Below are 12585 nucleotides of genomic sequence, written 5' to 3' on the forward strand. Positions count from 1 at the left end.
ATAAATACCTTGAGAGGTAATGAAAATGGCAGAACTTAACGAACAGTTCCAAAAAGCATGGGAAGGCTTCGCGGCCGGTGAATGGCAGACCTCTGTCAACACCCGTGACTTCATCCAGAAGAACTACACCCCGTATGAAGGTGACGAGTCCTTCCTGGCTGGCGCGACCGAAGCTACCACCAAGCTGTGGGACAAGGTCATGGAAGGCATCAAGATCGAGAACCGCACCCACGCGCCGGTCGATTTTGATACCGACCTGCCCTCCACCATTACCGCTCACGATGCCGGCTATATCGATCAGAGCCTGGAGCAAATCGTTGGTCTGCAGACCGACAAGCCGCTCAAGCGCGCCATCATCGCCAACGGCGGCATCAAGATGGTCAAGACCTCTTGCGAAGTGTACGGTCGTCAGCTGGACCCCATGGTCGAGAAGATCTTCACCGAGTACCGCAAGACTCACAACCAGGGCGTGTTTGACGTCTACACCAAAGACATCCTGAACTGCCGCAAGTCCGGCGTCATCACCGGTCTGCCGGATGCCTACGGCCGTGGCCGTATCATCGGTGACTACCGTCGTGTTGCCCTGTACGGTATCGACTTCCTGATGGCCGACAAACTGGCCCAGTTCAAGTCCCTGCAGGCTGACCTGGAAAACGGTGTCAACCTGGAAGCCACCATCCGTCTGCGCGAAGAGATCTCCGAGCAGCACCGTGCCCTGGCCCAGATGAAGGTGATGGCTGCCAAATATGGTTGCGACATCTCCGTTCCGGCCAAGACCGCCAAAGAAGCCGTACAGTGGACCTACTTCGCCTACCTGGCGGCGGTCAAGTCCCAGAACGGCGCGGCCATGTCCTTCGGTCGTACCTCCAGCTTCCTGGACATCTACATCGAGCGTGACCTGCAAAAAGGCCTGATCACCGAGCAAGAAGCCCAGGAGCTGATGGACCACATGGTCATGAAGCTGCGTATGGTTCGCTTCCTGCGTACCCCGGAATACGATTCACTGTTCTCCGGCGACCCGATGTGGGCTACCGAGACCCTGGCTGGTATGGGCGTTGACGGCCGTACCCTGGTCACCAAGAACAGCTTCCGTATGTTGAACACCCTGTACACCATGGGCCCGTCCCCTGAGCCGAACCTGACCATCCTGTGGTCCGAGAAGCTGCCGGTCGGTTTCAAGAAGTACTGTGCCAAGGTATCCATCGAGACCTCTTCCGTTCAGTACGAGAACGACGACCTGATGCGTCCGGACTTCAACAACGATGACTATGCCATCGCTTGCTGTGTGTCCCCGATGATCGTCGGCAAACAGATGCAGTTCTTCGGTGCTCGTGCCAACTTGGCCAAGACCATGCTGTACGCCATCAACGGCGGTATGGACGAGAAGATGAAGCTGCAGGTGGGTCCGAAGACCGACATGATCACCTCCGAGTACCTCGAGTACAACGACGTGATGGATCGTCTGGATCACTTCATGGACTGGCTGGCCAAGCAATACGTTGCCGCGCTGAACATCATCCACTACATGCACGACAAGTACAGCTACGAAGCCTCTCTGATGGCGCTGCACGACCGTGACGTCTATCGCACCATGGCTTGCGGCATCGCCGGTCTGTCCGTTGCGGCTGACTCCCTGTCTGCCATCAAGTACGCCAAGGTCAAGCCGGTTCGTGACGAAGATGGCGTGGCCATCGACTTCGAAATCGAAGGCGAGTACCCGCAGTTCGGTAACAACGACGCTCGCGTCGATGACATCGCCTGTGACCTGGTCGAGCGCTTCATGAAGAAAATTCAGAAGCTGAACACCTACCGTGGTGCCGTGGCTACCCAGTCCGTGCTGACCATCACCTCCAACGTGGTGTACGGCAAGAAGACCGGTAACACCCCGGATGGCCGTCGCGCCGGTGCGCCGTTTGGCCCGGGTGCCAACCCGATGCACGGTCGTGACCAGAAGGGTGCCGTTGCTTCCCTGACTTCCGTCGCCAAGCTGCCGTTCGCTTACGCCAAAGATGGTATCTCCTATACCTTCTCCATCGTGCCGAACGCGCTGGGTAAAGACATGGAAGCCCAGAAAGCCAACCTGGCCGGTCTGATGGATGGTTACTTCCACCACGAGTCCAACCTGGAAGGTGGTCAGCACCTGAACGTCAACGTGATGAACCGTGAAATGCTGCTGGACGCCATGGAAAACCCGGAAAAATATCCGCAGTTGACCATCCGCGTATCCGGTTATGCCGTTCGCTTCAACTCTTTGACCAAGGAGCAACAGCAAGACGTCATCACCCGTACCTTCACCGCCTCTCTGTAATAGAGTCTCGGTGAACAAAAACCGGCGCCCAGGCGCCGGTTTTTTTATGCCTGATAGTCAGGGAATATAGGCCTGAAAATCTGCAGGCAAGGCCGGCACTCCCCTTCTCTCACCCCGCCTTGTTCAGGGTCGCTCCCCTGCCGCCAGACGGCGGTTGATATCGGCAATGACCGGGGCGATATCCGCCAGGGTGTCGATGACATAGTGGGCCCCCGCCGCCCGCAGCTTGGCCTCGGCCGGCGCGCGCCGGGCGGCGATCTCCGCCTCGCTCATGGCGGCAAACTCCTCCCAGGTAACGCCGAACTCGTTGCCGGAGACCGACAGGCCCACCGTCCACATGCCCGCATTCAGCCCCTCGCTGATGCCCGGCACCGCATCATCCACCTTGATGCAGCGATGCACCGCGCTTATTCCCAGCTCAATCACGTTGGCCAGCGCCATCCAGGGGCCGGGGCGACCACCCGCCTTGAAATCGTCGGTAGCGACCCAGTGATCCGGGCGATAGCCGTGATCCAACGCCGCCGGTACCAGCGCTTCCATCACCGGACGGGGGTAACCGGAGCAGGAGCCGATGCGCAGCCCCTTCTCCCGCAAGGCGTCCAGCACCGGCAACACACCCGGGATGGGGGCGGCGAAGCGGGTCACCGCCGCAATCTGCAGCGGCATAAAGGTGTGATAGAGGTGGTCCACCTCGGCGTGGCTCATGGGGTGGCCAAAGCGGGCCTGCCAGCGCGCATCCACCGAGGGCAGCCGGCCGAGCGCCGCGATATGGTCCCATTTGCCCAGCCCCATGGGCTGGCGCGCCTCATCCAGGGTCACAGCAAAGTCATAGGCACGGGCGAAGGCCTCGACGAAGATGGAGGTGGGGGCGAAGGAGCCGAAATCGACGACGGTGCCGGCCCAGTCGAGGATCAGCGCCTCCACGTCGGTGGTCGGGTCTACAGCAATCTGCAAGTCAGTCATGGTGGTGTTCCTGTTTCGGTGAAAGTGCGATCTCGCCAAGGGCACGATCGAGAATGGCGATGGCGCGCACCAGATCGGCGCGGGCGATATTGAGCGGGGGCGAGAGCTGGATGACATTGCCCTGGGAGACCTTGAAGCTGAGGCCGAGCTCCAGGCAGCGGTAGAGCAGCCGCTCGGCGGCCTGGCTATTGCGGGTACGACTCTGGTGATCGACCACCAGATCGAGCGCCCAGAGCAAACCGATACCGCGCACCTGCCCGATCAGCGGGTGACGCTCGGCAAGCGCCGCGAGCTCGCACGCCATAAAGCGGCCATCCTCCTGCACCTTGGCCAGCAACCCCTCTTCACGGATGGTAGCGATGGTCGCGAGCGCCGCCGCGCAGCCGATGGGGCTCTTCTCGTGGGTGTAGTGACCGAGCGAAATAGCTGCGGCCTGATTGAAACGGTCGCGGGTGATGAGCGCGGCAAACGGCACCACCCCGCCCCCCAACCCCTTGCCCAGACAGATGATGTCGGGCTCGATGCCGAATTCCTCGAAACTGAACCAATGGCCGGTGCGACCCAGGGCATTCGGGATCTCGTCGGCGATCAGCAGCACCTTGTGGCGATCGCAGATCTCCCGCACCCGCTGCCAGTAGGCCTTCGAGGGCACCTGTACATCGGTATTGCGGATGGGCTCGGCGATAAAGGCGCCGATGCCTCCCTCCTTCTCGATGACGTACTCCAGATAATCGGCGTAGTGCAGGTCATCCCCTTCCCCGCGATACCAGACGCCGCGATAACGGGTGGGGGGCGGGATGCGCTCCACTCCGGCCATCAAGGGGCCCATACCGGCGCGAAAGCAGGCCTCGCCGCCGACCGAGATGGCATCGAGGGAGGCGCCGTGAAAGGCATCCCAGAGGGACACCACCTTGCTGTTGCCGGTGATAAAGCGGGCAAGCTTCAGGGCAATCCCCACCACTTCGCTGCCGCCGGGGGCGAACAGCACCCGGTTGAGATCGCCGGGGGCCAGCTCGGCCAGGGTACGGGCGCAGTCGATAGCGACCTGAAGGGTGTAGCGGCGGGGCGCGAACGGCAGATCGGCGAGTTGCTGCTGCACCGCGGCCACCACCCTGGGGTGGCCGTGGCCCAGCTGATGAACGCTGTTGCCGTGAAAATCGAGATACCGTTTGCCCGATACGCTGGTCAGCCAACTCCCCTGCACGCGATCAAGCAGATCGAGACAGGGGGTGGAGAGCGCCTGATGGAGGAAGTAGCGGCTATCCTCCGCCAATCCCGCCTGCACCGCCTCGCTCTGACCTGCCCACCAGCGCGCCCGCCCCTCGCCAAGGTTGATATCCCCTTCGCTGTCGGCGCGGCCGCTGCCATGCAGCTTATTGTCATGTAAATCGCAGCCATGCAGATCGCGACCGTGAAGCGCTTGGCTCGTCATCGTGCTTCCCCCTGCCAGTAGCAGGCGCTGGCCATGGCGGCGAGCAGATCCCGCACCCGCGCTGGGGTCACATCGCCGATATTGCCGATACGGAAGCAGTCGGCCTGCGAGACCTTGCCCGGATAGATAACAAAACCCTGCCCCTTGAGCCGCTGGTAGAAGTCGGCGAAGCGGTAGTCAGGGTGGGTCGGAGAGTAGAAGGCGGTGATGATGGGGGATTGCCATTTTTCTGGCAGCAGCGGCGCAAAGCCGAGCTCAGCCATCCCCGTCACCAGGGTGCGCTGGTTCTCGCTGTAGCGCCGATGGCGGGCTTCAATGCCCCCCTCCTCTTCCAGCTCGCGCAGCGCCTGAGCAAAGGCGAGTACGGTATGGGTGGGCGAGGTAAAGCGCCACTTGCCCCCCTGCTGCTCCATGGTCTGCCACTGGGCATGCAGGTCGAGGGAGACCGAGCGGGCGCGACCGGCGCAGGCCGTGAGCGCCACGCGGCGAGCGATGACGAAGCCAAAACCCGGCACCCCCTGAATGCACTTGTTGGCCGAGCTGATAAGAAACTCGATGCCAAGGCGCCCCATGTCGATGGGGATGCCACCAAAGCTGCTCATGGCATCGACGATAAGGCGAATGCCGCGGCGCTGGCAGAGCGCAGCCATCTCCTCCAGCGGGTTGAGCATGCCGGTGGTGGTCTCGCAGTGCACCATGGCCAGATGGGTGATCTCGGGGTGGCGCGCCAGCATCGCCTCGATGGCGGCGGGTTCCGGGCGGGTGGTCTCGCCGCAATCCAGCTCATGGTGACGCAAGCCAAGGCAGCGGGCCATCTCCCCCATGCGGGCGCCGTAGGCGCCGTTGTTGATGATCAGCAGACACTCGTCGGCGCCTATCGCCGAGCCCAGCACGCTCTCCACCACATAGCTACCACTCCCCTGCAGCAGCACGGCGCTGTAGTCGCTTTCATATTCCGGGCCGGTGGCGAGACGCACCAGCTCGCGGCGAATGGGCTCCACCACGCCCTGGTTGTAGTCCGCATCCCAGGTGCAACTGTCTTGCAGCATGGCGGCACGCACCGTGGCTGTGGTCGAGAGGGGGCCCGGGGTCAACAGCAGGTAATCGACGGCGGCAGGGGCCGCAGGAATATGGGTCATGACTTCGCTCCTTTTGGTATATACCAGAATGAGCGCATTGTGGGTAACTGCCCCGCCAAGGTCAAAGGGGTGGGGTTACGTGCAACAAAAAATTCATTTTCAGCGCCGGGATCGCGATAATCTAGGAAGCCTGAACAGCAGGGGCGATGCTGGTATCTACCAACATGTTTTTATTTCGTCGTTTAACGGTCGGGCTGATGACCAGCCCTGCGCCCAGCCCATTGCCCAACTCATTGCACAACTTATTGCAAAACCAGGGATTTTCATGAGCAAACCCCAATATCTGCAGATCAAGGATGCCCTCGCCAACCAGATCCTGGCGGGGGGCCTGGCCCCCAACGACAAGCTCCCCTCCGAGCGACTGCTGGGGGAACTCTACGCCACCACCCGGGTCACCATCCGCGAGGCCCTGGTGCAGCTGGAGGCGAACGGCCTTATCTATCGGGAGGATCGCCGCGGCTGGTTCGTCACCCCGCCCCGCTTCAGCCTCAACCCAAGACGCACCTCCAACTTTCACCAGATAGTGCGGGAGCAAGGGGGCGAGCCGCGCACCGAATTGCTGGAAAAAAGCCGCCAGGCGGTGCCGCCGGCGCTGATGGCGCAGTTGCAGCTCAAGCCGTTCGACAGCCTGTTTCTGCTCAAGCGGCTGCGCTACGCCAACGGGCGCGCCATCTGCTATTGCGAGAACCACTGCCTGCCAGAGCGGGTACCCGGCCTGCTGGAGCTGGATCTCAACGGCAGCCTGACCGAGATCTATCAGGCCCATTACGATCTTCACTACGCCCGCATGCAGGTGCGCTTCTTCCCCACCGCCCTGCCGGACGAGGTGGCCAAGGCGCTGGGGGCCACCGCCGGTCTGCCCGCCCTGCGCCTCGAGCGACTCAACTTCGATCAGCACGGCCGGGTGCTCGACTTCGATCTGGAGTACTGGCGCCACGACAGTCTGGAGATCGAGGTGGATACCCAGGATTAGTCACGGACAAATCAGGAACGGGAAAACGTCACGGGGCTGTCACGGTCACGTCATAAAGATCCCCTAGCCTCTCTCTCGACCAATCTGGTTTATACCAAGACAATTTAACTGGAGAAGAGGATGAAACAGGGAACCCATCTGCTGGCCGCCGCCGTGTTGGCTGCCACGACAGCCCCGGCACTGGCCGCAACCGATCTCACCGTCTACACCGCCTTCGAACCGGAGCAGCTCAGCGAGCTGAAAACCGCGTTCGAGCGCCAGCATCCGGACATCAACATCAAGTGGGTGCGTGACTCCACCGGCGTGGTCACCGCCCGCCTGCTGGCAGAAAAAGCCCAGCCCAAGGCAGACGTGGTATGGGGACTGGCGGCTACCAGCCTGATGCAGCTCGATCAGCAACAGATGCTCAATGCCTATGCCCCGAAAGGGCTGGAAAAGCTCGACAGCCGCTTTCGCGACAGCAAGGCCGAGCCGCACTGGATCGGTCTGGACGCCTTCTTCAGCGCCATCTGCATCAACAAGGTAGAGGCCGAGAAACAGGGGATCCCGGCCCCCACCAGCTGGGCCGACCTCACCAAGCCCATCTACAAGGGCAAGGTGATCATGCCCAACCCCAGCTCCTCCGGCACCGGCTACCTGAGCGTCGCCGGCTGGCTGCAGACCATGGGCGAGCAGCAGGGCTGGCAATTTATGAACGGCCTGCACCAGAACATCGACCGTTACACCCACTCGGGCTCCGCCCCCTGCAAGTTGGCCGCCAGCGGCGAGACGGTGATCGGTATCTCCTTCGACTTCCCGGCTACCAGCCTCAAGGCCAAGGGTGCCCCCATCGAGGTGGTGTTCCCGAAAGAGGGTTCGGGCTGGGACATGGAAGCCGCCGCCATCATCAAGGGCACCCCCAAGCTCGAAGCCGCCAAGCAGCTGCTCGATTTTGCCGCTACCGAACAGGCCAACGCCCTTTATAACAAGTCGTTTGCCGTGGTCGCCATCCCGGATGTAGCCAAGCCCAGAGCGGGCTATCCGGCGGATATCAAGGGTCAGATGATCGACAACGACTTTGGCTGGGCAGCCCGCGAGCGCAACACCATCCTGGCCCAGTGGAGCGCCAGCTTCGACGGCAAGACCGAAGCCAAGCAGTAATCCCGCTGAGGGCTGGTTTGTGCGATGGCAGCAAATCGCCGCCGACAGATCCATTGCTGAAGGCCAACCCAGGTTGGCCTTCTTTTTTTGGCATCGCCCCCGTGTTTGTTCGTCCTCAATGGGTGGCGCCTCTCCCATTCACACGCAACCAAACCACCCGCTGGCGACCCGATGTCATCTGACTGTCATCAAGCCGTCATCCCCCGATCACCTGACCGTCACACTTCACCCGCAAACTGGTATATACCAAATCAGTAGCGAGTCGGACCATGACCCAGCCCTATCTGGACATTCAACATCTCAACAAGCAGTTCGGTGCTTTTCAGGCCCTCAAGGGGATCTCTCTGACCATTGAACCTGGGGAGTTTATCTGCTTTCTCGGCCCCTCCGGCTGCGGCAAGACCACCTTGCTCAGAGCCATCGCCGGGCTGGATCTGCCGGACAGCGGCGAGATCTGGCAAGGGGGGCGCAACATCTCCCGCCTGCCGCCCCAGCAGCGCGATTTTGGCATCGTGTTTCAGTCCTACGCCCTCTTCCCCAACCTGACGGTGGCCCAGAACATCGCCTTCGGCCTTGAGAATCAGGGGCTGGCGCGGGACCTTATCAAGGAGCGGGTCGATCACTGGCTGGGGCTGGTGGATCTCACCGCCCAGTCCCACAAATACCCGAGCCAGATCTCCGGCGGCCAGCAGCAGCGGGTGGCGCTGGCCCGGGCGCTCGCCCTCTCCCCCGGCCTGCTGCTGCTGGACGAACCCCTCAGCGCCCTGGATGCGCTGGTGCGCACCCACCTTCGCAGCGAGATCCGCGCCCTGCAACAGCGCCTCGGCATCACTACCATCATGGTGACCCACGATCAGGAAGAGGCGCTGACCATGGCCGACCGCATCGTGGTAATGGAGGGCGGCCGCATCGTGCAGGTGGGCACCCCGCAGGAGATCTACCACCAGCCTGCCAGCCGCTTCGTGGCAAGCTTTGTCGGCACCATGAACTTCCTGGAGACCCTGGTGCTGAGTTCCAGCCAGGTGCGCCTCAACGAACAACCGCTGCAGCTCGCCAACCGGGCTGCGGCCGGCAACAAATTGCAGGTGGCGATCCGCCCCGAGGCGATCACCCTGGGTGCACCGAGCAAGCCCTATCTTGGTCAACATGGCATCCAGGCGCAGATCGATCAGGTGGAGTTTCTCGGCGCCGCCCAGCGCCTTATTTGCACCGCCGACACCTATCTGGGCCCGCAGCAAATTCTGGTGGAGCGCCCGACCCACGAGCTGCCCCGCCACGAACAGGGTGGCTGGCGCAGCGGCATGCGCTGCTCGCTGCACTGGCCCGCCGAAGCGATGCAGCTGTTTGAAGGAGATCGACCATGACAGCTCCCCTTGCGACCTCCTCCCTGCTGCCGCCAGCGACAGCCCGCCAAGACTCTCGTTGGCAGCGGCTTTGCCCTGGCTGGAGCCGGGATCAACTGCTGCAGCTGATCCTGCTTTTGCTTGGCATCGCCCTGCTGGTGGGGGGCCTCTTGCTGCCGCTGCTCACCATGCTGCAAAAGAGCCTGCAGGATGAGAACGGCCTCTGGGTAGGCCTTGCCAACTTCAGCGCCTACTTCGACTCCCCTCATCTGGGCCACACCATAGGCAACACCCTCTGGCTCGGGGTGCTGATCACCGCCCTGGTGGTGACAATCGCCTTTAGCTACGCCTATGCCCTCACCCGCACCTGCATGCCGGGCAAGAGCCTGTTTCGCCTCATCGGTTTGATCCCACTGTTGATGCCCTCCCTGCTGCCCGCCATCAGCCTGGTCTACTGGTTTGGCAATCAGGGGATCGCCAAGGGGCTGCTCGGCGGCGAGAGCATCTACGGCCCCATCGGCATCGTCATTGGTCTGGGCTTCTGGTGCTTTCCCCACGCCCTGATGATCCTGATCACGGCGCTCGGTCAGAGCGACGCCCGCCTCTATGAAGCCTCCCGGGTGCTCGGCAGCAGCGGCTGGCGCACCTTTGTCACCGTCACTCTGCCCACCGCCCGTTATGGCCTGCTCAGCGCCGCCATCGCCGTCTTCACCCTCACCATCTGCGACTTCGGGGTGGCCAAAGTGATTGGCGGCCAGTACAGCGTGCTGGCTACCGACATCTACCGGCAGGTGATCGGGATGCAGAACTTCTCCCTCGGTGCGGTTGCCAGCGTCACCCTGCTGCTGCCGGCGCTCTTGAGCTTTGCGCTGGAACACAGGGTGCGCAGCAAGATGCAGGAGCAGAGCAGTACCAAGGCGGTGCCCTATTGCCCCAAACCCCATCGGCTGCGGGATCTGCTGGCGCTCGGCTGGTGCACTCTCTGGGCCCTGCTGTTTCTGGCGCTGGTGGGCATGGCGGTTTATGGCTCGCTGGTGCAGTTCTGGCCCTACAACCTCGCTCTGACGCTGGATCACTACGCCTTTGACAGCAACAGCGTCTACGGCTGGCAGCCCTTTACCAATACCTTGCAGCTGGGTCTTTTTACCGCCCTTGTGGGCACAGTGCTGGTGATGGTGCTGGCCTGGGCGCAGGAGAAGGGACGCCACTTTGCATGGCTGCGTCAGTTGCTGCACCTCTTGGCCATGCTGTCGCTGGCGGTGCCCGGCATGGTGCTGGGGCTGGGTTACATCTTCTTTTTCAACGGCAATCCGCTCTTTGGCACTCTTTATGGCACTCTGCCGCTGATGGTGCTCTCCTGCGTCATCCACTACTACACAGTGGGTCATATGACGGCGCTGACCAGCCTCAAGCAACTGCCCAAGGAGCTGGAGCTGGTGGCCATCTCATTGCGCATTCCGCTCTGGAAAGCGTTCTGGCGAGTCACCCTGCCCGCTTCCCTGCCCGCACTGCTGGAGATCTTCATCTATCTGTTCGTCAACGCCATGACCACCACCTCGGCGGTGATCTTCCTCTATTCGAGCGACAGCGTGCTCGCCTCCATCGCCGTGCTGAACATGGAGGACTCCGGCGATACCGCCGCGGCCGCCGCCATGGCCACCCTGATCCTGCTGGCCGCCGCCACCGTCAAGCTGCTCCAGCTCTTTTTGAGCCGCACCCTGCTGGATCGCACCCAGCGCTGGCGCCACCCATAACCTTGTCGAGGAGTCATCATGTCCACTCTCCCCTTCTGGCTGGCCGAAGCGCTCGCCGCCGAACAGCCCGCGCCGCCCACGACCCTTCACGGCCACCACGAGGTCGACGTCTGCATCGTCGGTGGCGGCTTTACCGGGCTGTGGAGCGCCATCGCCCTTAAAACAGCCGAGCCACACTTGCGTATCCTGGTGCTGGAGAAAGATCGCTGCGGCAGCGGCGCCTCCGGGCGCAACGGCGGCTGCCTGCTCACCTGGTCGGCCAAGTACCTGACGTTAAAGCGCCTCTTTGGCGAACAGCAGGCCGCCTGGCTGGTGCAAAAATCCGAGCAGGCGGTACACGAGATCGCCCACTTCTGCGAAACGCACAACATAGAAGCGGAGCTGAGGGTCGAGGGCACCTGCTACACCGCCACCAGCGAGGCGCAGCGCGGGCTGATGGAGCCGGTATTACAGGAGCTAGAGCACGCCGGCCTTAACCAGTGGCAAGTGATTGAAGAGGGTGAACTGGCAAGCCAGAGCGGCTCCCACATTCATCTGGAAGGGCTCTACAGTCCCCACGCCGGTTCGGTGCAACCGGCCCTGCTGGTGCGCGGCCTGCTGCGGGTGGCGCGGGAACTGGGGGTCGAGGTTTATGAAGGCTCCCCCATGCAGCGCCTCGAAGGGGGCCAACCTGCACGGGTACAGACGCCAGAGGCCATCGTTCACGCCCGCAAGGTAATACTGGCCCTCAACAGCGCCATGGTGCAGCACTTTCGCGAGTTTCGCCGCAGCATCGTGTTGGTCTCCTCCGATATGGTGATCACCGACCCCGCGCCGGATGCGCTGGCCGCCCAGCAGCTTGCACACGGCCGCACCGTGGTGGATGGCCGCACCTTTGTGCACTACTACCGATCCACCGCGCAAGGGCGGCTGATGCTGGGCAAGGGGGGCAACACCTTCGCCTTTGCCAACCGCCATCTGGCCGAGTTCGATGCCCCCAGCCGTTATCTCGCCCCCCTCACCCGCACCCTGCGCCGCTTCTTTCCCGCACTCAAGGATGTGCCCATCGCCGCCAGCTGGTGCGGCGCCTCCGACCGCTCGGTGGATGGCCTCCCCTTCTTCGGCCACTGGCGAGGGCAGCCCAACGTTGTCTATGGCCTCGGCTACTCCGGCAACGGCGTGGCGCAGAGCTGGATGGGCGGCCAAATACTGGCGGCTTTGGTGAGAGACGAGTTGCGGGAAGCGGACAAGCCGTGGCGCGACTGCGCGCTGGTCAACGGCCCGCGTGGCTATTTCCCGCCCGAGCCATTTCGCTGGCTGGGGGCCATGGCGGTACGCAATGCCATCCGGCGCAAGGAGCGGGCGGAAGATGAGAACCGCCCGGTGGCCTGGTATGACAAACAGCTGGCAAAACTTGCCGATGCGGCGGGCAAGGCGGACAAATAGGCGCCTTACCCCAGCACTTAGAAAGGGGCAAGAAAGCCGAAGGGGCAGGAGAGTGATGACTCCCCTGCCCCTTCGCAGTTGGTACGGCTCGCAGCTGACCCGATAGAC

9 protein-coding genes are annotated in these 12585 nt (G+C 62.5%); 6 read left to right on the forward strand and 3 right to left on the reverse strand.

Annotated elements, in window-relative coordinates; genetic code table 11:
- The first annotated feature begins 25 nt into the window (after positions 1-25).
- Positions 26-2308, forward strand: coding sequence for a formate C-acetyltransferase (gene pflB, locus G5134_RS11055; RefSeq protein WP_005300244.1), 2283 nt, complete (start codon positions 26-28; stop codon positions 2306-2308).
- A 123-nt stretch (positions 2309-2431) separates the two neighbouring features.
- On the opposite strand, the gene phnX is transcribed toward pflB, so the two are convergent.
- Genes phnX through phnW form a run of 3 tightly spaced genes read right to left on the reverse strand, consistent with a single transcriptional unit; the run spans position 2432 to position 5842 of the window.
- Entirely contained in the window at positions 2432-3271 is an 840-nt protein-coding gene (phnX, locus tag G5134_RS11060) for a phosphonoacetaldehyde hydrolase (RefSeq protein ID WP_421232009.1), read from the reverse strand.
- Positions 3264-4703, reverse strand: a complete 1440-nt coding sequence (locus G5134_RS11065; protein ID WP_421232010.1) for an aspartate aminotransferase family protein — start codon at positions 4701-4703, stop codon at positions 3264-3266. Before G5134_RS11065 ends, phnX begins: the two co-directional genes overlap by 8 nt.
- Positions 4700-5842, reverse strand: a complete 1143-nt coding sequence (phnW, locus tag G5134_RS11070) for a 2-aminoethylphosphonate--pyruvate transaminase (RefSeq protein ID WP_421232011.1) — start codon at positions 5840-5842, stop codon at positions 4700-4702. Before phnW ends, G5134_RS11065 begins: the two co-directional genes overlap by 4 nt.
- Positions 5843-6107: 265 nt before the next feature.
- On the opposite strand from phnW, the gene phnR reads away from it, so the two are divergent.
- The 5 genes from phnR to G5134_RS11095 all read left to right on the forward strand — a co-directional run bounded on the left by phnR (position 6108) and on the right by G5134_RS11095 (position 12477).
- Entirely contained in the window at positions 6108-6815 is a 708-nt protein-coding gene (phnR, locus tag G5134_RS11075; protein WP_225632610.1) for a phosphonate utilization transcriptional regulator PhnR, read from the forward strand.
- A 120-nt stretch (positions 6816-6935) separates the two neighbouring features.
- Positions 6936-7955, forward strand: a complete 1020-nt coding sequence (locus tag G5134_RS11080) for a putative 2-aminoethylphosphonate ABC transporter substrate-binding protein (protein WP_421232012.1) — start codon at positions 6936-6938, stop codon at positions 7953-7955.
- 269 nt (positions 7956-8224) lie between these two features.
- Entirely contained in the window at positions 8225-9319 is a 1095-nt protein-coding gene (locus tag G5134_RS11085; protein WP_421232013.1) for a putative 2-aminoethylphosphonate ABC transporter ATP-binding protein, read from the forward strand.
- Positions 9316-11052 carry a putative 2-aminoethylphosphonate ABC transporter permease subunit gene (locus G5134_RS11090; protein ID WP_421232014.1) on the forward strand — a complete coding sequence of 579 codons (1737 nt, stop codon included), beginning with the start codon at positions 9316-9318 and terminating at the stop codon, positions 11050-11052. The genes G5134_RS11085 and G5134_RS11090 overlap by 4 nt, the downstream gene beginning before the upstream one ends.
- A gap of 18 nt (positions 11053-11070) precedes the next feature.
- On the forward strand, positions 11071-12477 hold the full coding sequence (locus G5134_RS11095; RefSeq protein WP_421232015.1) for an FAD-dependent oxidoreductase: 1407 nt from the start codon (positions 11071-11073) through the stop codon (positions 12475-12477).
- The last annotated feature ends 108 nt before the right edge of the window (positions 12478-12585 follow it).

The organism is Aeromonas sp. 600276 (assembly GCF_049175815.1).
Taxonomy (GTDB): domain Bacteria; phylum Pseudomonadota; class Gammaproteobacteria; order Enterobacterales; family Aeromonadaceae; genus Aeromonas; species Aeromonas dhakensis.

What these genes read in the sequence shown, in the direction of transcription:
- G5134_RS11080 (WP_421232012.1), top strand. Translation starts at nt 6,936, where the DNA reads ATGAAACAGGGAACCCATCTGCTGGCCGCCGCCGTGTTGGCTGCCACG.
- G5134_RS11095 (WP_421232015.1), top strand. Translation starts at nt 11,071, where the DNA reads ATGTCCACTCTCCCCTTCTGGCTGGCCGAAGCGCTCGCCGCCGAACAG.
- phnW (WP_421232011.1), bottom strand. Translation starts at nt 5,842, where the DNA reads ATGACCCATATTCCTGCGGCCCCTGCCGCCGTCGATTACCTGCTGTTG.
- G5134_RS11065 (WP_421232010.1), bottom strand. Translation starts at nt 4,703, where the DNA reads ATGACGAGCCAAGCGCTTCACGGTCGCGATCTGCATGGCTGCGATTTA.
- pflB (WP_005300244.1), top strand. Translation starts at nt 26, where the DNA reads ATGGCAGAACTTAACGAACAGTTCCAAAAAGCATGGGAAGGCTTCGCG.
- phnX (WP_421232009.1), bottom strand. Translation starts at nt 3,271, where the DNA reads ATGACTGACTTGCAGATTGCTGTAGACCCGACCACCGACGTGGAGGCG.
- phnR (WP_225632610.1), top strand. Translation starts at nt 6,108, where the DNA reads ATGAGCAAACCCCAATATCTGCAGATCAAGGATGCCCTCGCCAACCAG.
- G5134_RS11085 (WP_421232013.1), top strand. Translation starts at nt 8,225, where the DNA reads ATGACCCAGCCCTATCTGGACATTCAACATCTCAACAAGCAGTTCGGT.
- G5134_RS11090 (WP_421232014.1), top strand. Translation starts at nt 9,316, where the DNA reads ATGACAGCTCCCCTTGCGACCTCCTCCCTGCTGCCGCCAGCGACAGCC.